The sequence below is a fragment of the Clostridium ragsdalei P11 genome, assembly GCF_001675165.1.
Lineage (GTDB): Bacteria > Bacillota > Clostridia > Clostridiales > Clostridiaceae > Clostridium_B > Clostridium_B ragsdalei.
The window spans coordinates 40,255-61,542 of sequence record NZ_LROS01000005.1; the positions used below are offsets into that span (position 1 = coordinate 40,255).

Consider the following 21,288-nt stretch of genomic DNA (forward strand, 5'->3'; position numbering starts at 1 on the left):
AGGGCTTTTCAACATTTCTATAATAATTTGATAACTCCATCTAAATATTCGGGAACACCTTTTATTATATCTTTCTTGCAGCAGTATTTTAAATCATCATACAAATCTAGCTGTTGTATCCTTTTGTAGTGAGATGCATTTTGTATAAACCCTACAATATCTGGATTCTTTTCATAAACATATAATGCAGTTTTAGATATATCTGTAAGCTCTACCTCTGTCTTTTCCAATATGCACTTTATTATATATCCGCTGCATATAAAATCATCCATAGAAAATTGTCCACTTGTTCCAGAATTAACTATCGTTACATCATTTCTTAAGCTTACTAGCTTATCTGCCACCTTAGCTCCATTTATAAGGGCTCCTATTAACATATTTTTTGCTGCAACACTTCTTTTTATTGCTCTAGTTCCATTAGTTGTAGTCATTATAAGAATTTTATCTTTTACAACTTCTCTAGTATACTCAAGTGGAGAATTCGAGCAATCAAATTCTGGTATTTTTAAGGCATTTCTCTCGCCTCCAAGTATATATTTTTCCCTATCTCTCCCTGCTATTTCTAGAGCTTCTTCTACAGTTAGAACAGGTATCACTTCCTTACATCCATTGTCCATAGCAGTGGTAATTACTGAAGTTGCCCTAAGCATGTCCACTATTACCACAGACTTGTCCTCAATTTTCTCATCTTTTATATCATCTGCTGATATTATTACATCTATTTTCAATTTTCAATTTCCTCCTCTAAAAGTAATCACGTATTATTTTCAACTCAACTTTCGCATATATAAAATTTTCACTTAATATAAAAACTTTGCGAAGCAAAGCTTTTGAAAATAACAAAGTTCAAATAACAAAGAACAGATAAAGATGATTTCCATCGTACCTCAGGAAATCTATAATTTTAATATTTTCTGACGTTAGGAAGAAAATTATCCCTATTTGATATTTGAACTTTGTTATTTAAAAAAATTACGTCGCAATTTTTTTAAACTGTGAAAGTTGAGTAATTAACTATTCCTTATTATTCCCATAACATATTCCCTGATAGATGTTCCTATCCTTCATGGTTTTATCTATATCATTTAAAACTTCCCACTTTTTAAGACTCCATTTAGGTCCTATAAGTAAATTTCTAGGTGCATCTCCAGTTAACCTGTGAATTACAATATCCGGCCTGGTATTTGACAGTGCTGAGCATATTACATCTACATAATCTTCTTGACTCATAAGCTTCAACTGTCCTTCATTGTACAATTTTACAAGAGGAGTATGTTCCATTAAGTGAAGCAAATGGAACTTTACTCCCTGTATATCCTGACTTGATACATATTTTACTGTATTCATCATAATGTCTTTATTTTCATAGGGCAGTCCCATTATTAAATGTACTACCACTTCAATTCCTATTTTTCTTAAATTTTTTACAGACTTTTCAAAGGTTTCTAATTTATATCCCCTGTTTATTTTTTCTGCTGTAAAATCATTGGAACTTTGCAAGCCAAGCTCTACCCAAGTATAAATTTTATTATTAAATTTCTCAAGTAATTCCAGCACATCATCTCCAAGGCAATCAGGTCTAGTAGCTATTGCAAGACCAACTACACCTTCTTGATTTATAGCTTCCTCATACTTCTGCTTTAGTATTTCTACAGGAGCATAGGTATTTGTATATGCTTGAAAATATGCTATATACTTTCCATTTTTCCACTTCTTGTTCATCATTTGCTTTATACCCTGAAACTGACTTAATATAGATACATTCCTATTTCCTGCAAAATCCCCAGATCCTTTTTCACTGCAAAATATACATCCACCTGTACTTATAGTACCGTCTCTATTAGGACAAGAAAATCCACCATCCAAAGATATCTTAAATACTTTACATCCAAATTTTCTTCTCAAATAATAATTCAAACTATAGTATGTTTTGTCTCCCCACAGCATTCTAACCCTTCATCCTCTCAATCTCCCAATAAATAATACATTGTCATTATATCACAATATTACATTTTCACTGCTTTAAAATTCTTTAAGCTTAACTTCCACTTACCAGTTAGTTTAGAAAGTGATTCACTACTATTATTTTTTGATGTAACATCAAAGTTTAATATATCTTCATCAAAAGAGGAAAAAACTACATCCACTTTATCAAGAGGAAATTTTTCTTCAAACTTGTAATCCACTATATCTCCTGAATTTGCCTTATAGAGTCTTATACAATGACCTATATTTTCATTTGTATATTGTGCCATGACAAACTTCTCATCTTGAGAAAATGTTACAAATTCTACTTTAGAATCCTTTAGAAGATCTAAATTAGTTATATTTTTTCCTACTGTTTTCTCCACTTCACCCTTTTTGCCACCTTCTCCTCCATCCTTACTGTCACCGCCATCACCCTGCTGTCCGTCAGAATCCTGGGATTGTGCTGACATGCTTTCATCTATTTTTATTACTCCTATATATGAATCTTTGTTATAAGTAACCATTGCCATGTTATCTCCCGTATAGGAAAAATCAATTATACCAAAGTTGTTTTTTGGTACAGCAGCCTTATCTATATTTACCTTATCATCTTTTGGAAATACATAATTAGGTACATTTGTTATGTCTATTACTACATTTGTCTTTACATCATTTTTATTTCTCATTTTTATTTTATCTTTTTCAATAAATGCTTCCCTATCCACAACATCACTAGTTTTATTAATCTTATAGTCATTACCTTCCTTTACTACTTTTATAGAATATTCATCTAACACTGCAAAAGGTTTGCTTAAATCTACTCTTGCCACTTTTACCTTAAATTGCCCTGACTTTCCAATTTCGCTGCTATCACTTAAACTATATCCAACAATTTTTAAATTTTGATTTTCACTCTTTATGGGACTTTTTAGGAGTTCTTTGGAATATAATTTTTTAATATTCTCAACATCACTTTTCATGAGATATTTCATATAAGTATCTACCGTATTGCCTGCTGCTTTCATATCAAAACTTTCATTTGACTCTTTAGTATCTTCCTTTTTATTTAAATTGCATCCGCATATTAAACTACAAGAAAAAATTATAAGTAATATGGTACAAATTATACTTCTTTTTCTCATATACTTCCTACTCTCAGTTTTTACTCTGTAGTAGAAATTCACCTCCTTCTATTAAGTTAAGTGATTTTGAAAGAAATAACTAGTTATTATGCCAACCTATTTTCTTTCAAATGCCTTAGCTAATTCACTTAAACTTTATTTTTCCCGTAAATAGAATTTTAATTTATAATTCATTATTTTTATATGTGATTTATATATTTATATATAGGATATATTTATTCGATGGCTGCCTTTTCGGAAAAGTGGACATAAGTAAAATTAAAAATTATATTACTGGGGGGATATTTTTGAATAAAGAGATTGTTTTGATTTTCCAAGTAGCCGCTGTATTTATAGGTACAATAGTTGGCGCTGGCTTAGCATCAGGACAAGAAATAAGCCAATTTTTTACCCAATATGGTTACAAAAGCTTCATAGGTATATTGATCTGCTGTATTGTATACATAGTAATGTCAATTATAATAATTAGCATAAGCAAAAAATATAAATTAAACTCTTATGATGGTCTCATATCCTTAGTAAGTCCTGGATTTTTAGGTATACTTACCAATTCCTTAACTACTTTTTTCTTAATTGGTGGATCAGCTATAATACTTGCTGGAAGTGGCGCCCTAATTCATCAATACTTTGGAGTATCACGGTGGATAGGTATAATATTTATGATATTTATAGCTATGATTACATTATTTAGAGATACTAAAGGGCTGCTTGAAATAAATTCAGTCATAGTTCCTTCACTTATATTAGTAATAGTAACGTTATTTATATTATATTTAGCTTTCTATAAAAATCTAAATATATCTAGCTTAAAAAATATAAATTGCTGTAAACAGAGCTGGCTTTTCTCTTCATTAATGTATTCTGGTTTTAATATGTTATCCTGCAGTGGCGTTTTAGTGCCTTTAAGTCTTTCCATAAACAAAAGGAAAAGTCTTATCGCAGGTTCTATTATCGGCTCCTTAATCCTTACAATACTGGTTTTTATAATAAACTTCATGCTAATTTTGAATATACCCTATATATTTAAATATGAAATTCCCCTCCTCTACATAGCAAATCGTTTTGGAAAAATATTAGAAATAGTACTGCTTGCTATAATTTGGTTGGAGATGTTTTCTACAGAGGTATCTAATATATATAGTGTAGGAAAGAACTTTGAAGAAGTATTTAATATACCCTATAAAAGATCAATAATTATAATAATATTAATTACAATTCCTGTATCCCAAATTGGTTTTGTAAAACTAATTTCATTTTTATATCCTGCTTTTGGTTTAGTAAGTCTTATATTTATAGTACAATGTATTGTTTTTTATCTTAGAAATTATAATAAATGAATTACTTCTTTATGTTATAATTAAAAAGCTATAATCATATTGATTTTTAATTATCTAAACTTTAAAGGAAGTGCTTTTATGCAAAACTATTTGGAAAATTGCATCTTATGTCCTAGATCCTGCAAAGCAAACAGATTAAAAGGCTCAACTGGCTTTTGCAATGCTGGCAAAAATGTAAAAATAGCCAAAGTATCCTTACACAAGTGGGAAGAACCCTGCATTTCTGGTATTAATGGTTCAGGAACTATATTTTTTTCTAATTGTAATCTAAGATGTGTTTTTTGCCAGAATCACACTATAAGTGCTGAGAACATAGGAAAAGAAGTATCCATAAAAAGGCTTAGTGAAATTTTTCTAGAACAACAGGATAGAAATGCTCACAACATAAATTTAGTTACTCCAACCCATTACATTCCACAAATAATTAAAGCCCTGGATATAGCTAAATCAAAGGGTCTTCATCTTCCAGTATTATTCAATACTAACAGTTATATAAATGCAGCTGCTTTAAAAGACCTGAAAGGATATATAGATGTGTATCTTCCTGATTTAAAATATTTTAATAGCAAATATGCAGTTAAATATTCTCATGCCCCCGACTACTTTATCTATGCTTCAAAAGCCATAGAAGAAATGTTTAACCAAGTAGGCACTATAAAATTTGATAAAAACGGCATGGTAACAAAAGGGGTTATAATACGTCACCTCATGCTGCCCGGTTTATTATTTGACTCAAAGAAAATAATAGATTATATATACAATACCTTTGGAGATTCAGTTTACATAAGCATAATGAATCAATATACACCTATGTATAATTCTTATAAGTTTCCTGAAATAAACAGGCCTTTAAGCCCAAAGCACTATGATTCATTTATAAATTATTGTCTATCTCTAGGTATAAAAAATGCATTTATTCAAGACAGTACAAGTTCTTCTAAAAGTTTTGTACCTGACTTCAACTTAGAAGGAATTTAAATTAGAAATTGGCTAGAATAGAATCTCTGTTCCTATCCTAGCCAATTTCACTATATTTTGTTTTTACCTAGTTGTGTCCTAAATATTCAGCTTTAATTCCAAATTAAAGTTTTATTTCAAGTCTATCCAATTTAGCAATTATCTTTAAACTTTTAATCTCAATAGTTTCTGTTCTTATACCACTTCTACTACTAATAAGAAGCACCTTATTACTATCCAGCTTCTTTATCTGTCTCAATTCCCTTTTTCCACTATATTCTACTAAATATATAGAATTATTATAGATTTCCCCTGTGATGTGTACAAAAACTAAATCTCCTCTTTGTATTCTAAATCCTTCCATATCATCACTTTCTACTTGCAAATACATCACTTTATCCTGAGCATATCCTTCTATTTTATTATCAATCAACGGAAGCTGTCTAAATCCTACTGATCTTCTCATATCATATTTATAAATAGGTACCTTTTTTAAAACAGATCCAAAAGCCTCACTCCAAACGTCCTGTACTTTCTCCTTCTTAGTTACTGGAGAAAATTTTGGAGTTTTATCTTCTTTATATACTTCCTCTTCAAAAGACATAGTTATATCATTTATACTTTTACCTAATATTTTGGAAAGTTTATCAATTATATTTTGATTTACTATTCTCTTTCCAGATTCCGCTTCATTTATAAATTTCTCTGAAACTCCTAGTTTTTTAGCTAACTGTTTCTGACTAATACCCAATTCAGTTCTTGCTAATTTTATTTTTTGTCCTACTCTATTCATTTTCTCCTCCTAATTTAATAGATAATGATTATTTTTCTCCTAATGCAAGAAGGAAGTCATTATTTGAACTTTGATATTTAAACTTTAAACTTTCTATATACTTCCCTCTTTTAAAAGTTTATAACTCAATTGTATTATAAATTTACTTTCCATGGAATTAAATATTGTTACTTTTCCTACTTTATTCTTATTGTTTTTTATATGGTATTTAACAAGCTGTCTTTTAAGTTGTTCTACAGTACCTTTACTTCCATCTATTATAGGGATGTCCTCATTTAAAATTTTGCGTATGCTTTTCTTTACAAATGGGTAATGAGTACATCCTAATACCACTGCTGCAATTCCTTCATCTTTCAGTGAATTTAGTTTTTCCTTTAAATAACCTTCTACTTCCTCTCCTTCTATCTTACCCTGCTCAATAAGTTCTACTAAACCAGGACATGGCAGTGGTTCTATCGATGATCTACTTTCATACTTTTTCATGAGATTACTAAACTTTCTTTCTGAAAGGGTCATAGTAGTTGCCATTATTACTATCTTACCTTTTCTATTAAATTCTACTGCCGGTTTTAAAGCTGGTTCTATGCCTATTATAGGCATAGATTTGCTATATTTTTTTCTCAAATCTATTATTGCTGCACTAGTTGCAGTATTACAAGCCACAACCAACGCCTTTATATTCTTTGTTAATAGAAGCTCTACTGCATTAAAAGTAAGTCTTTTTACCTCTTCTGCAGTTTTTACCCCATAAGGAGCCATTTTAGAATCTCCAAAATACACAAAATCTTCATTTGATAAGATTTTAACTGCTTCTTTTAAAACACTTATTCCACCTATTCCAGAATCAAAAAAACCAATAGGTCTATCTTCTAAATCCACTCTATCACCTCATTATTCTAATCAAAAAACTTTCTATATTCATTATATATTATACATTTAAACTATACAAAAAAAATCTAAAAAACTAAATTATGAGTATAATTAATCGTTTAAATCTACAATATAAGTATGTTGCAAATTTCTTGCTTTCTATTAATATTGCAATTACAATTATAAATTCCTTCAAAATTCTATTGACATATATCAATATTAATTATAAAATCATAGATATATAAATTTGAGTTATTAAAATAACGAAAGTAGCAATTTATTAGGTGTAAAAATATTAGAGTATTAAAAATGAGATACTCTTCTAATTATTTATAGGAGGAATGGAATTATGTTAAAAGATCTAGTGTATGTAGTGCCTAAAGAAACGCACTCAGAGGAAAATTTAAAGAAAATGCTAACTGCACATTCAGAAATAAAATTTGTGTCCCTTATAGGTATAGATCTTTCTGGTAACAATACTGATGAGAAAATCCCTATTGAGGTCTTTTTGAAAGATATAAATGGCTTTTTAAATGGAGCAATTCAAACTGATGGTTCATCTGTAGTTCTTCCAGGAATAGCAACTCTAAACAATGCAAAAGTAGATATGCTGCCTGATCTTGATGTAAATTGGTATGTAGAATACAATGAAGAAAATATTGACCTTGAAACAAATAAACCTGTTGGGACACTGAGAATTCCTTGTTTCCTATATCATGAAAACAAAGCAGTAGATTCTAGATACGCTCTAAAAAATTGTGTAGAACATTTCACATCAAATCTCTTAGACTTATTTAAAAAATACCCTAGTACTATATCATCTTTTGGAATAAAATACGAGGATATAGATGATGTAATTGCTACTTGTGCTACAGAACTAGAATTTTGGGTAATGACACCTAACGATAAAGCACACACTGAAGAATTATTCACATCTCAGGAACTTCAAGAACAATATTGGACTAGAACAAAAGGTATAGTAAAAACAGCCTTAGAGGAAACTCTATTAAATATGAACTTATACGGCTTAAAGCCTGAAATGGGACATAAAGAAGTAGGCGGTGTAAAAGCTAAAGTAGATAAATCAGGAAACTTCAATCATGTAATGGAACAATTAGAAATAGACTGGAAATACTGTACTGCTGTTCAAGCAGCAGATAATGAATTACTTGTAAAAAATATAGTTGAAGAAACTTTTAGAAGCAATGGATTAGATGTTACTTTCCTTGCTAAACCTATTGAAGGGGTAGCTGGCAGCGGAGAACATACCCATATAGGAATAGCACTAAAACTTAAAAATGGTAAAGTTATGAATCTATTTTCTTCTACTAAAGAACACTTCTTAAGTATTTTTGGATATGCTTCTGTAATGGGAATACTTAAAAACTACGAAGTTATAAATCCTTTTGTTTCTAACACCACTGATTCCCTCAGAAGATTAAAACCTGGATTTGAAGCACCTATATGTATAGTAACTTCCCTAGGTCACTCTGCAGAGATTCCTTCAAGAAACAGAACTGTACTCATAGGAGTTATAAGAGATTCTGCAAATCCTTTAGCTACAAGATTTGAATTAAGAGCTCCAAATCCTCATACAAACACCTATTTAGCTGTAACTACATTATATTTAGCTATGATGGACGGAATAAAATATGCGGTTACAAATGAAAAAACAGAAGATGACTTATTAAAGGAACTTTCCAAGAAAGCTGAAGATGATGCAGATTATTTGGAAAAGGGAAGGGCATATAGAAGTGAGGAAAATGTATTTGAATCCTTTTCTGATGAAGAAAGAGTAAGATTATTTGGTACAGCCCCTGCAACTGTATATGAAAATCTCAGCGCTCTTGATAAATACCCAGAGAAAAAAGCTGTCCTAACTGCAGAAGGTGTATTAGACGAAAAATTAATAAACAGCTTTAGATTAGGAGCTACAACTAGATGGCTAATAGAACTAAATCATAGAATATTAAATGATTACTCCAATGAAATAAGAGATTGTAAGATGTTACATTCCATAGATAAAGCTTTAGATCTAGATGTAGCTAATTGGCAAAAAATAAATGATTTAAGATATTACTTAATGAAAGATTCATATTCTAATAAAAGCTTATTTACTAGAATAAAACTTGCATCAGAAGCTGGAGATTACGAAGAAGTATCTAACCTTCAAATAGAAGCTGAAGAAAAAATTAGTGAACTGAAAGATTTATACTCAAGTTATAAGAAAAATTTATTAGATATCTAAGTATAAAGAAGGTAGTAAGCTTAAAGTTTACTACCTTTTTAATCAAATTATATTAAAAATCCCTTAAAGGGAAATTTTTTATAAGTGTTTCCTTTCTATTGTTTATAGGTTTCCAAAGTGCTATTCTATCTATTCGAGCCATTTTATAAATTTCATCTTTTTTGTTATTATTACAAGCCGAAACGTACTCCTTGGATGTCAATTCCTTAATGGAGTAATTCGTATTTGCAAGTACAGTATGTAGGTCCCAATTGTTTCCATTCTCTCTAACATCAAACTTATAAAGTTTTAAAGTTTCATTTATCTGTCTTGCCAGCCTTATTACATATCCTTTATTTTCTACCTTTAAATTAACAGACTTATAAGATTGATTAAAACAAATGGCTTCATTCACTTTTACTTTAAACTTCTTATAAGGTTTTAATATATCAGAAACAATCTTAGTAAATTTCTCTATATCTGGATTTTCCACAGCTCCAAGAGTTATATGTAAAGGCGGTATATTTTTATACAATCTATACTTTCTACATATATTCCTTTGTATATGCTCAATATAAGAATAGGAATCTTTATCAAACAAAGCTACTAAATAATATTTCATTATTTTCTCAATCCCCCAAATTAATTTTACAAAAATGTATAGTATGTAACTAACATTATATCACATAATTATTATTCTTATAGCATTAAAAATTACCAATAATTATAGGTATATAAAATGTGTCTAAGTGTAAAAATACTAATGTTATAAAATTTACAAAGAGAAAGAGGTGAAATCCTGCTTTAAAATATATTTATCTTTTAAAAGCAGGTATATTATGAATAATACTGAAAATAATAGTATTGGATGTATAGTAAATGAATGCAGATTTCATGCAAAGAATACAAATTATTGCACTCTCGACAAAATACAAGTTACAAAGCATGAATCTATGGCTAAAGACGTACAATGTACTGACTGTGGTAGTTTTATGAAGCAAGAATAATTATTCTCCACAGTATCTACTTGAAACAATAAAAACTTAAAACAATTCCACCAGCCCAGCTTTGTCATTAAAGCTGGGCTTTAATTTAAAAAATAATTAATTTCATTTATATTATAATTTAAGAGTATCATTCATATTTTCAAATTTTATGTTAAAATAACACAAAATTATGATATAATAAATTTTGTGTAATATGAATTAAATTTGAGATTTTCTAAACTTTATATAAATATAAATTTGTGATAAGGATGGATACGTGAATGGATAAATTGGTAATTAATGGTGGAAGGCCTCTTTCCGGTTTTATAGAAATTAACGGTGCAAAAAATGCTGCTGTAGCAATATTACCGGCATCAATAATGGCCAGTAAAGGATTATGCTCAATTGATAATATACCTAATATAGAAGACGTCCACTGCATAGAAAGAATTCTTGAGAGTTTAGGCTGCGAAATAAAAACAGGTAAAAATTCAGTAGTAATTGATAGTACTACTATAAATAGTATAGATGCAAACACTGATGATGTACGAAAAATGAGAGCTTCTTATTATCTCATAGGCGCACTGCTAGGTAGATTTAAAAAAGCTAGGGTTGAACTACCAGGAGGATGCCCTATAGGGGTTAGACCTATAGATCAGCATATAAAAGGATTTGAAGCTTTGGGTGCCCAAGTTAAAATTAAACACGGTTGTGTATTAGTAGAAGCTAAAAAATTGATTGGAACAAGTATATTTTTTGACGTAGTAAGCGTAGGGGCCACTATAAACGTAATGTTAGCTGCCTCTCTTGCAGAAGGAGTAACTACCTTAGAAAATGTAGCAAAGGAACCCCACGTAGTAGATGTAGCAAATTTCTTAAATAGCATGGGAGCGAATATAAAAGGTGCAGGCACTGATATAATAAGAATAGTAGGGGTTAAAGAACTAAAAGGTTGCTCCTATAGTGTTATACCAGATCAAATAGAGGCTGGTACGTATATGATTGCAGCAGCAGCCTGCGGTGGAGAAGTAGTTGTCCAAAACGTTATACCTAAGCACCTGGAATCTATATCAGCAAAGCTTATAGAAATGGGAGCTGAGGTAATAGAAGATGGTGATTCTGTTACTGTAAAATCAAGTGGAAAATTAAAGGGCGTAAATATAAAGACCCAACCTTACCCTGGATTTCCTACAGATGTACAACAACCTTTAAGTACTCTTTTAACCGTAGCAGAAGGAAGAAGCATTATAAATGAAAGTATATGGGAAAGTAGATTTAAGCATGTAGATGAACTCAAAAAAATGGGTGCCAATATTAAAGTAGAAGGTAGAACCGCCATTATAGATGGCGTAAGTAAGCTCAGTGGAGCTATTGTAAAAGCAACAGACTTGAGAGCTGGTGCTGCAATGGTTATAGCTGGCCTTATTGCCGAGGGCACTACTGAAGTTTTGAGTATTAAACACATTGATAGGGGATACCCCAATATAGAAGATAAATTTAGAGCTCTAGGTGCCGATATAAAGAGAGTATCTTATTCTGAGTAATACAAATATTATTAATAGGGAGATTTATTATGATTTTTTGTCCTTTATACAGTGGCAGCAGTGGAAATTCCATATTTATAGCATCTGATAATGCTAAAATTCTGATAGATGCAGGACTTTCTGGTAAAAGTATAGAAAATGCTCTTTTAAAAATTGGACATAAGCCAAATGACATAGACGCCATACTAGTTACCCATGAACACAGTGACCATATTAAAGGTGTAGGTGTGTTATCTAGGAAATATGATATACCTATATATGCAAATACCCTTACCTGGAAAGCCATGTTAAAATCTATAGGCAAGATAAAAGAACATAATATCAAAATAATTTATGACAATTATATAAACATAAAAGACATGGACATAGTAAGTTATAGTATATCCCATGATGCTGCAGATCCTTATGGATATGCAATTAACTGTAAAAACAAGAAAGCATGTGTAGCAACAGACTTAGGTTTTATATCAGATGACATCAAGGATATATTAAAAGATTCAGATTTAATTCTTTTAGAAAGTAACCACGATGTAGAAATGTTAAAGTTTGGACCTTATCCCTATGATTTAAAAAGGAGAATTCTAAGTAAAATAGGTCACTTATCAAATGATGACTGTGGAATGGCCATCCCAGACATTTTAAATGGAAAATTCAAAAGAATTATTTTAGGACATTTAAGTAAAATAAATAATTATCCTGAATTAGCCTATGAAACTGTAACAAATAGTTTAAGAGAATGCGGCATTAAATTAAATACTGATGTAAGCATATCCATGGCAAGACGTGATCAGCCCAGCAATTATATAAGCTTTTAAAAGTATGGGAAGATTTTATACAGTTAATTTTGCCTTGTGAAAACTGTCAGGAGTGATATTAAAATGGAAAGAGAAACTACATATTGCTGTGATCATCATGTTGACATAGCTTTTGATGATTTTTTGGTGGATAATGAAACTTTTCCCTATTTGGTGAATATAACAGGCCATAAGTGTACTTATTGCAACAAAGAGGCCACTTACGCCTTAAAATCAAGACCTTAAAAAGGAATTGCAAAATATAATAATTTTTATTATAATACCTCAGTATAGGTTTTTTATTAAAAAGATTTTTAACTTAGACAAAATATTTAAAATAGAAGATAAATATGGTGATTTTAGACAAAGGCTGGCATTGTATTAATACAAATCAGCCCTTAAATTAGAACACCTATATATTTATCTGTAGATTTGAAGGGAGGTACTGCTGTAAAAAATGTATACAGCAGGATAACGTATGAGTTTGTATGAAGATTGGACAAATATGGTTGTAAATTTTGTAAAGTCAAAAGGTGAAGCTGCCTTTTGGAAAGAATATGGCTCAATTGAAAAAAGTATTTATACAAAAATTTTATCTGAACATGAGGGCGCTATAGATGGAGCTATAAAAGACTTGGCAAAAAAGTTTGAAACTTCAGAAGTATTTTTCATGGGATTTTTAGATGGAATAAATGACAGTCTTGAAAAACCTTTAGTTCTTGAAGACTTAAAGGTAGATTCAAAAATCGCTATAGAAATTAATTTTGAAAAATTATACTTTAACATGTTAGATGCCAAAGCTGATTATCTGTATGATCTTCCTCAGTGGGAGTCTATATTTTCAAATCAAAAAAGAAGAGAAATACATAAACAATGGGTTTCTTCTAAAACCGTAGTAAATAAAACTAAGGTTGGTAGAAATGATCCTTGTCCATGTGGCAGCGGTAAAAAGTATAAACAGTGCTGTGGTAAAAAATAAGTATATGATTTTCATGTTTAATTTGGAGTAAGCTTTTTAAAGTTTGCTCCATTTTTATTATTATATTTATCCCATCGCTGTCATATAAGCAAACTCCATCTGAACCTAAGAATCATTTGATATATTATCGTAAAATAGAACTTAATTTTTTATAAAGGAGGATTTTTAAATATGAAAATTAAAAGCAAAAAAATCACACTCATAATTTCAATTTTAGCAATTGCTCTTTTTACATTTATTTATTTTAATAGCCCACTTAAGTCTAATAAAAATTACCCCATAGTCACCGGGTCATTTATCCAGTTAGATCTCACTCAAAATTGGTCAGATAGTGATTGGCAGAAGGAACTAACCTATCTAAAGCAAAACAAAATGAAGTATTTGGTGCTATCTGGTGTCTCCCAAACTAATGACAACATTACTAAGATTTCATATAAAAATTCAAACACAAACTACCTGAAATTATATCCTAGCGTTGATCCTGTGGATTTATGTTTAAAAAATGCTGAAAAATTAAACATGAAAGTTTTTATGGATACCAATTATAACAATGAGTGGTGGCAAATATCTCCGGAAAACTCAGCCTGGTTAAATTCTCAAATAGAAAGAAGCAGTCTTATAGCTGATGATTTATATAAGAACTATCACCGTAAATATCCTAATGCTTTTTATGGATGGTATTTTCCTTATGAAGTAGACAATGCTAAATTTAATAAATTCAATAAATATGACGCTCTAATAAATGCTATAAATGTTCACCTTAAAACTCTTAGTGAAAGAAAAGAACGTCTTCCTATTTTATTATCGCCCTTCATGAATTCATCTGCAGGTACTGCCAAAGAATATGAAGCAGATTGGAAATATGTATTTTCAAAAACAGACTTTAAAAAAGGAGATATATTTTGTCCTCAAGATTGCGTAGGCAGTGGTAGGCTAAAACTAGAAGAAGTTAATTCATGGTATACTGCCCTTAGAAAAGCTGTAGACAGCAAACCTGGCATGTTATTTTGGGCCAATGCTGAAAACTTTGATTATGCCAATAACTCCAGTACACCTTTGGACAGGTTTTTAAAACAACTCACTTTGGAACAGCCCTGTGTGGACAACATAATATGTTTTTCTTACAGTCACTATTATAGTCCAAATAACATAGACAGTGGCTTTAATGAAGCATATTCTTATTATGTAAAAAAAGGCAAACTTCCTATAAAAAAATTAGATATTCCTCAAAATTTAACTGTATCAACTATAGAAAAAAACAAGTTTAGAATAACTTGGTCAAGCCCTAAAAACTCTAATGATATTTGCGGCTATGAAGTTTACAGAAACGGTACCCTAATTTCTCGTATTATGACCCAAAGGAAATATGGAGGTAATCCTCAATCTTTTACTAAATCCATTACAGATATACCTTTACTACGTGAAGATACAAAACATTGTACTTATGAAGTAAGATCTCTAGGTTTTTCGGGCAATGTATCAAAACCTTCAAAACCTGCAGTAGCTGCAGTGGATTCTATAAAAAAGCTTCCAAACCTGCTTTCAAGGAATTGCACTTACACCTTGCTTCCTATGCCCCACGAAAATTACAATGATGCAACGCTTAAAAAACTTACTGACGGAAAGTTTGCTTCTGTAAATTCAGTAAAAGACAAAGCTTTGGTAGGTTGGTACACTAAACCTATAGATATAACTATAGATCTAGGAAGCTCAAAACAAGTGGAACAATTCATGGTAAGTTATTTTAGAGACACAATTTCTTGGGCTGAACTTCCCGATAGAGCTTCTATTGCCGTATCTGAAGATGATGTAAATTTTACACCTGTAGGACTTTTTAGGGTTCCTTCTGTACCTTTTTCAGATAGATATGGTTCCAAATATCCACTATATTTAACTTTGTCCAGGCCTATAAATGCAAGATATATAAAACTAACTTCTATTACTAAACCTAATTATTATACTTTTATAGATGAATTTGAAGTGCGAGGTAACTAAAAACACCACTGTACATATGTTTAATGTAAATTTTTCGTTTGCATACCTATTATATTATTGTATAATATAATAGAATGTGACTAAATAACGATTCCTAAGCATCAGATAGAGTTAAAACTCCCTCTGATACCAAGAACCTATTTATAAAGTTCATACTAATCTTAAAAACTGTGTATTCAGTTAATCCAATATTTTAAAGCAGTTATGAAAATTTAAAATACAATGTACTTATGGAGGAAAATTTATGGAAACCACATTGATAAGATCTCTTTATAGAGAAACTGAAAAATTTGTAAACAAAGATATTAAAATTTCAGGCTGGATTAGAACCCTAAGAGATTCTAAATCATTCGGCTTTATAGAATTAAATGATGGATCATTTTTCAAAAACATTCAAATAGTCTTTGATGAAAAATTGACTAACTTTAAAGAACTAACAAAATTAGCTATCAGTTCATCATTGTCTATAGAGGGCACCTTGGTTCTTACACCTAATGCAAAACAGCCTTTTGAAATACAGGCCAAGAAAATAACATTAGAAGGTAATTCATCTTCAGACTACCCTCTTCAAAAAAAAAGACATACTTTAGAATATCTTAGAACCATCGCTCACTTGAGATCAAGAAGCAATACTTTTTCTGCAGTATTTAGAGTTCGTTCTATAGCAGCTTATGCAGTTCATAAATTCTTCCAAGAAAGAGGATTTGTATATGCAAACACACCTTTAATAACTGGAAGTGACTGTGAAGGTGCTGGAGAAATGTTTAAAGTAACTTCCATGGATTTAAATAACATTCCTAAAAAGGAAGATGGCAGCGTAGACTATTCAAAAGATTTCTTTGGTAAAGAAACAAATTTAACTGTAAGTGGTCAATTGTCCGCAGAAACTATGGCTCTTGCTTTTAGAAATGTATATACTTTTGGTCCTACTTTTAGAGCAGAGGATTCAAATACAGCTAGACACGCTGCTGAATTTTGGATGATAGAACCTGAAATGGCCTTTGCTGAATTAAAAGATTATATGGATGTAGCAGAGGAATTAGTAAAATATGTAATAAATTACGTGCTTGAAAATGCACCAGAAGAAATGGCCTTTTTCAATTCTTTCATAGATAAAACTTTATTTAGTAGATTAGATAATGTAGCTAATTCAGAATTTGGTAGAATAACTTACACTGAGGCTGTGGATATATTAAAGAAAAGTGGAGCATCGTTTGAATATCCAGTAGAATGGGGTATTGACCTTCAAACAGAACATGAAAGATATCTAACTGAAAAAGTATTTAAAAAGCCTATATTTGTTACCGATTATCCAAAAGCCATAAAAGCATTCTATATGAGAGAAAATGAAGATGGGAAAACAGTTGCAGCTGCAGATCTTTTGGTACCAGGAGTAGGAGAAATAATTGGAGGAAGCCAAAGAGAAGAACGATATAAAGTTCTTGAAAAAAGAATAGAAGAACTTGGACTTAATAAAAAAGATTATTGGTGGTACTTAGAACTTAGAAAATATGGAGAAACTAAACATTCCGGTTTTGGCCTTGGGTTTGAAAGAATACTAATGTATATAACTGGTATGTCTAATATACGAGATGTAATTCCATTTCCTAGAACAACTGGTTCTGCTGAATTTTAATGCACTAATTGTTAGGCATTTTCAAAGAAATAACTAGTCAATATGCTAGCCTATTTCTTTCAAATGCCTTAAGGGGGGTAATATTGTATGGAAAAAAGAATAGGTGTAGTTGGTATAGTAGTAAACGACCTTGAAAACTCTCCAAAAGTAAATACTATACTTCACTCTTTTTCAAATATCATAGTGGGAAGATTAGGTATTCCATACAGAGAAAAAAACGTTTCAGTTATATCAGTAATAGTAGACGGTACCTCAGATGAAATAAGTTCCATGACTGGCAAGTTAGGTAAAATGGATGGAATAACGGTAAAAACTGCTATAACTAAAAAGTAATTTTATTAAATAAGAATAAGACTTCTAAAATTTACATAAAATTAAGGAGGTCTTATTTTTGTGTTCAAAATATCCTTACATAATAAAATTACTTTGTAAACCTTTTACTTTTGACATTAAAATTACTTTATACGAAAAATTATAAAAATTTATAAATTTTTATAATTTTTTTCATTGTAACCGGTTGCACATTGTTTCAATATTTATTAAATTTCGCTAAAATATAATATGTAGGAAAAGTCATTGTAAAAAAATTTTATAATAATTATATATAAAGAAAGGCGGCCTATGCATGAATATAGTAAAATTATTTGAATTACAAGAAAATTTAAATAGCAGAATTAGAAGTAACATTTCTATAAAAAAAGATTCTTTAATTTCAAAGGAAACTCTTGCACTTCAAGTAAAAATGGCTGAACTGGCTAATGAAACCCAGTGTTTTAATTTTTGGAGTAATGATGTAACTGCAAACAATGATTTAATTTTAAAGGAGTATATAAATTCTTTAAATTTTATATTAACTCTAGGACTTGAAAAAGAATTTACTGATATTAAAATAAACGTAAAAACCAACGATGGAGATATTACATCTCAATTCTTAAATTTATATATCGATATAAATGACTTTATCGTCTGTTCATCTAAAGATCATTACATAACTTTATTCGAAGATTTTTTGAGTTTAGGATACAGCCTAGGTTTTTCCACGAAAGTCATAGAAAATGCTTACTACTCTAAACATTCTGTTCTTATGTAAATAAACTTAACTTCTAATATTCTCAAGTGCATAACCTTGAGAATATTTTTATAAACAAAGTTTTAATAATATAGATCTCCTATGGTTAAACTACTGTGGGAGGCGATATAAATTGTTTGGTATACTTTATTCAATAGTAGCAGGAATAAGCATGAGCATTCAGGGTGTATTTAATACTAGATTGAGTGATAAATTAGGGCTATGGATCACAACCACAATAGTTCAAGGCACTGGGTTTGTAATAGCCCTTATCTTAGCTTTTTTTAGCAAAAAAAACACCTTGCAAAACATAAGTTGCTGCAAAAAGTTATACCTTTTAGGTGGGGTTTTAGGTATAATCATAACAGTAACTGTAATACAAGGCATTAAATTTCTAGGGCCAACTCATTCTATTGCAATAATTTTAGTTGCCCAACTTGCTACTGCAGCCTTAATTGATTTTTGGGGATTGTTTGATTCCCAGAAAATAAGTTTTACAACAAATAAAATACTAGGATTGACTATGATGGTTTTAGGTATAATAATACTTAAATGGAGAAGTTAGATACTTTTAATATATTAGACTAATTAATTAAATAAATATATAATTAATACAGGATATGTTAAAAAAGTAAAACTGCCATTTTAAGGGGGAATTTTCAATGGACTTTAAACAAATAGAAGCTTTTATAAATGTAGCTAAATTTAAAAGCTTTTCAAAGGCTGCAAATTTCAGTTTTTTATCTCAGCCTGCCATTAGTTCTCACATTTCTATTTTAGAAAAAGAATTAAAAGTATATTTATTTGATAGGACTTCTAAAGAGGTACGTCTTACTCCTGCAGGAGAATCTTTTCTAAACTTTGCATTAGAAATTTTAGAAATTCGTGACAACGCCATATATACATTAACTAATTTTAATGAAACTATAACTGGTAATTTAAAATTAGCTTCTAGTACTACTCCCTGTAACACCTTAGTTCCTTCCTTAATAGAAAAATTTCATAATATACATCCTGGTGTAACTTTCGATGTATTAGAATTAAACTCTTCAAAAATAATTGATAACATAATAAAATTTAATTTTGAAATTGGATTAATAGGAGAACCTATAGACGATGAAAAAATTGAAAGTTATGAATTAACTAAAGATGAGCTAGTTATTATATCTCATCCTTCCTTTAACATTCCCGATATTATAGACATACCTTCCCTTTTTAAGTACAATTTTATATTACGAGAAAAAGGTTCTGCTACAAGAAAGACATTTGAAGATGCCTTAATAAAAAATGGATATAGTACTTCTCACATAACTTCATGTTTAGAAGTGAATAATATAAGCACTCTTATACAATTTGTAAGAAAAGGATTTGGTATAGCTGTAGTTTCAAAGCAAGTACTTAAAAATTATATATCCCTAGGACTTATAAAGGAAAGTACTATAAAGGATATTCCACTAACTAGATCCATATATCTTATTATAAGTTCTAAGAGATCTCTTACTCCAACAGCAAAATCATTTTTTAACTTTTGTAAAAAATGTTTTAAGGTAGATTAGTATGATATAGGGTCCTTTTTCCGTAAATTAACTTATACATAAAATTTCGACTTAATATAAAAAAATTACATCGTAATTTTTTAAACTGCGAAAGTTGAGTTTTTAATTATTAATTCTTAACTATAGCACATATACTGTAATAAGCATTATAATATATTGTAATAAATTTTAAGGAGAATAATATGTTTTCCATAAAAAAGAAATTGGAACTTAACCTAAAATTATCAATGGACAAGGGATTATATAAAACTTACAGAGTTATAATAAAATGTAATTCTCTTATGGAAATTATAGAAAAAAAAATAAAGCTGTACAACGGTAAAATAATACGTTCAATTCCAATTATAAATTGCATATGTGCCACCTTAACCTCTCGTTCTATAAACAGGATAATAGAATTTCCTCAAGTGCGTTACGTGACAAATGACTGCTGTGCTCTACTATGCGGTAATAATAGCATACTTGCTTCAAATGGTGTAGTATTTGAGGATAACTACAAACTCACAGGTAAAAATGTGTGTATAGGGTTAATAGACTCAGGTTCTTACCCTCATCCAGATCTTTTGAATCCTAAAAATAAGATAACAAAATTTGTGGATTTAATAAACTCATATAAATATCCCTATGATGACAATGGACATGGTACTTTTATGAGTGGAATTATGTGTGGCAGCGGTATTGAGTCCAAAGGACTATATAAAGGTATTGCAGAAAACAGCAGTATTTACTCTATAAAAGCCTTTAATGCTCTAGGTAAAGGCTATGTGTCAGATATATTATTTTCACTTCAGCTATTATTGAATGAAAGCTCAGATGAAAAAATAAAAATAATTTGCCTTCCCTTTGAATTAGATATGGATAATCATTTCATACTATCCTTATTTGAAAAAATGTTTCAAATAGCTGTTAAATTAAACATAACAATTATAGTGCCGTCTGGTCACCGAGGTAACCTTCAAGGTAGCATAAAAGGCATTGCCACTTTAAACAATTGTATAACTGCTGCAGGCATTGATACAACTTTTAGAGATCTTAAACCCTATAAATACTCTTCCTGCGGTCCCATTAATAAAATTCAAAAACCTGACCTGAGTGCTGCCTGCGTAAATATATGCTCTATAAATTCAAATACACAATATATACCCCAGCGAAATGGAGCGAAACTATATCCAAAACTGCTTGAAAATCCATATGTATATTATACGGGAGTCTCCTGTGCCGCAGCCTATATAAGTGGTGTATGTGCCTTAATGTATGAAAATAATCCTGAGCTCACTTTCAATGATCTAAGTTCTCTTTTAAAAATATCCTGCAACCTGATCAACGTACCAAAATGGTGTCAAGGTTCTGGTATGTTGGATTTAAATAAATTATTGCCTTAAATATAAAATAACTACAAATGAATAGTTTGATCTATTCTTTGTAGTTTATCATT

Annotated in this window: 21 protein-coding genes; 15 read left to right on the plus strand and 6 right to left on the minus strand. The window is 30.1% G+C overall.

The genetic code is table 11. The annotated features are described in order from the left end of the window. Positions 1-17: 17 nt before the first annotated feature. From CLRAG_RS02435 to CLRAG_RS02445, 3 genes are all read right to left on the minus strand, one after another. Positions 18-728 (minus strand): 2-phosphosulfolactate phosphatase family protein, encoded by a 711-nt coding sequence (locus CLRAG_RS02435; RefSeq protein WP_065076915.1) that lies wholly within the window; start codon positions 726-728, stop codon positions 18-20. A gap of 286 nt (positions 729-1,014) precedes the next feature. Continuing rightward, on the minus strand, positions 1,015-1,947 hold the full coding sequence (gene mnmL / locus CLRAG_RS02440) for a tRNA modification radical SAM protein MnmL/YtqA (RefSeq protein ID WP_065076916.1): 933 nt from the start codon (positions 1,945-1,947) through the stop codon (positions 1,015-1,017). 59 nt (positions 1,948-2,006) lie between these two features. Further along, entirely contained in the window at positions 2,007-3,110 is a 1,104-nt protein-coding gene (locus CLRAG_RS02445) for a hypothetical protein (protein WP_065076917.1), read from the minus strand. A gap of 287 nt (positions 3,111-3,397) precedes the next feature. Here CLRAG_RS02445 and CLRAG_RS02450 point away from each other — a divergent pair, with 287 nt between their 5' ends. Both CLRAG_RS02450 and CLRAG_RS02455 read left to right on the plus strand, forming a co-directional pair. Next, positions 3,398-4,447, plus strand: coding sequence for a YkvI family membrane protein (locus CLRAG_RS02450; RefSeq protein WP_065076918.1), 1,050 nt, complete (start codon positions 3,398-3,400; stop codon positions 4,445-4,447). Between the two features lie 78 nt (positions 4,448-4,525). After that, positions 4,526-5,425: a radical SAM protein gene (locus tag CLRAG_RS02455; RefSeq protein WP_065076919.1), complete on the plus strand. Its 900-nt coding sequence runs from the start codon at positions 4,526-4,528 to the stop codon at positions 5,423-5,425. Positions 5,426-5,528: 103 nt separating this feature from the next. Here CLRAG_RS02455 and CLRAG_RS02460 read toward each other — a convergent pair whose 3' ends face one another. Then, positions 5,529-6,197 (minus strand): helix-turn-helix domain-containing protein, encoded by a 669-nt coding sequence (locus CLRAG_RS02460; protein ID WP_065076920.1) that lies wholly within the window; start codon positions 6,195-6,197, stop codon positions 5,529-5,531. A gap of 93 nt (positions 6,198-6,290) precedes the next feature. Continuing rightward, entirely contained in the window at positions 6,291-7,076 is a 786-nt protein-coding gene (gene murI / locus CLRAG_RS02465) for a glutamate racemase (protein ID WP_065076921.1), read from the minus strand. A gap of 340 nt (positions 7,077-7,416) precedes the next feature. Here murI and CLRAG_RS02470 point away from each other — a divergent pair, with 340 nt between their 5' ends. Beyond that, complete coding sequence (locus tag CLRAG_RS02470; RefSeq protein WP_065076922.1) at positions 7,417-9,315, plus strand: type I glutamate--ammonia ligase; 1,899 nt, start codon at positions 7,417-7,419, stop codon at positions 9,313-9,315. A gap of 52 nt (positions 9,316-9,367) precedes the next feature. Here CLRAG_RS02470 and CLRAG_RS02475 read toward each other — a convergent pair whose 3' ends face one another. Next, positions 9,368-9,916, minus strand: a complete 549-nt coding sequence (locus CLRAG_RS02475; RefSeq protein WP_065076923.1) for a 2'-5' RNA ligase family protein — start codon at positions 9,914-9,916, stop codon at positions 9,368-9,370. A gap of 217 nt (positions 9,917-10,133) precedes the next feature. Here CLRAG_RS02475 and CLRAG_RS02480 point away from each other — a divergent pair, with 217 nt between their 5' ends. The 12 genes from CLRAG_RS02480 to CLRAG_RS02535 all read left to right on the plus strand — a co-directional run bounded on the left by CLRAG_RS02480 (position 10,134) and on the right by CLRAG_RS02535 (position 21,235). After that, positions 10,134-10,301, plus strand: a complete 168-nt coding sequence (locus CLRAG_RS02480) for a DUF1540 domain-containing protein (protein WP_013240768.1) — start codon at positions 10,134-10,136, stop codon at positions 10,299-10,301. A 260-nt stretch (positions 10,302-10,561) separates the two neighbouring features. Beyond that, positions 10,562-11,824 (plus strand): UDP-N-acetylglucosamine 1-carboxyvinyltransferase, encoded by a 1,263-nt coding sequence (locus CLRAG_RS02485; RefSeq protein ID WP_013240769.1) that lies wholly within the window; start codon positions 10,562-10,564, stop codon positions 11,822-11,824. Positions 11,825-11,853: 29 nt separating this feature from the next. Continuing rightward, the gene (locus CLRAG_RS02490) at positions 11,854-12,639 is read left to right on the plus strand and encodes an MBL fold metallo-hydrolase (protein ID WP_065076924.1); all 786 of its coding nucleotides are present in this window, start codon (positions 11,854-11,856) and stop codon (positions 12,637-12,639) included. 63 nt (positions 12,640-12,702) lie between these two features. Continuing rightward, entirely contained in the window at positions 12,703-12,864 is a 162-nt protein-coding gene (locus tag CLRAG_RS02495) for a CxxH/CxxC protein (protein WP_083985512.1), read from the plus strand. A 232-nt stretch (positions 12,865-13,096) separates the two neighbouring features. Then, the gene (locus CLRAG_RS02500) at positions 13,097-13,597 is read left to right on the plus strand and encodes an SEC-C metal-binding domain-containing protein (protein WP_065076925.1); all 501 of its coding nucleotides are present in this window, start codon (positions 13,097-13,099) and stop codon (positions 13,595-13,597) included. A gap of 171 nt (positions 13,598-13,768) precedes the next feature. Then, positions 13,769-15,592, plus strand: a complete 1,824-nt coding sequence (locus CLRAG_RS02505) for a DUF4434 domain-containing protein (RefSeq protein ID WP_242872077.1) — start codon at positions 13,769-13,771, stop codon at positions 15,590-15,592. A gap of 244 nt (positions 15,593-15,836) precedes the next feature. Further along, complete coding sequence (asnS, locus tag CLRAG_RS02510) at positions 15,837-17,228, plus strand: asparagine--tRNA ligase (RefSeq protein WP_065076926.1); 1,392 nt, start codon at positions 15,837-15,839, stop codon at positions 17,226-17,228. Positions 17,229-17,315: 87 nt separating this feature from the next. Continuing rightward, on the plus strand, positions 17,316-17,561 hold the full coding sequence (locus CLRAG_RS02515; RefSeq protein ID WP_065076927.1) for a TM1266 family iron-only hydrogenase system putative regulator: 246 nt from the start codon (positions 17,316-17,318) through the stop codon (positions 17,559-17,561). A 292-nt stretch (positions 17,562-17,853) separates the two neighbouring features. Next, positions 17,854-18,318: a dUTP diphosphatase gene (locus CLRAG_RS02520; RefSeq protein WP_065076928.1), complete on the plus strand. Its 465-nt coding sequence runs from the start codon at positions 17,854-17,856 to the stop codon at positions 18,316-18,318. A gap of 112 nt (positions 18,319-18,430) precedes the next feature. Next, the gene (locus CLRAG_RS02525) at positions 18,431-18,862 is read left to right on the plus strand and encodes a DMT family transporter (RefSeq protein WP_065076929.1); all 432 of its coding nucleotides are present in this window, start codon (positions 18,431-18,433) and stop codon (positions 18,860-18,862) included. Positions 18,863-18,959: 97 nt separating this feature from the next. Then, positions 18,960-19,853: a selenium metabolism-associated LysR family transcriptional regulator gene (locus tag CLRAG_RS02530; protein WP_065076930.1), complete on the plus strand. Its 894-nt coding sequence runs from the start codon at positions 18,960-18,962 to the stop codon at positions 19,851-19,853. Between the two features lie 182 nt (positions 19,854-20,035). Continuing rightward, on the plus strand, positions 20,036-21,235 hold the full coding sequence (locus tag CLRAG_RS02535; RefSeq protein WP_065076931.1) for a S8 family serine peptidase: 1,200 nt from the start codon (positions 20,036-20,038) through the stop codon (positions 21,233-21,235). The last annotated feature ends 53 nt before the right edge of the window (positions 21,236-21,288 follow it).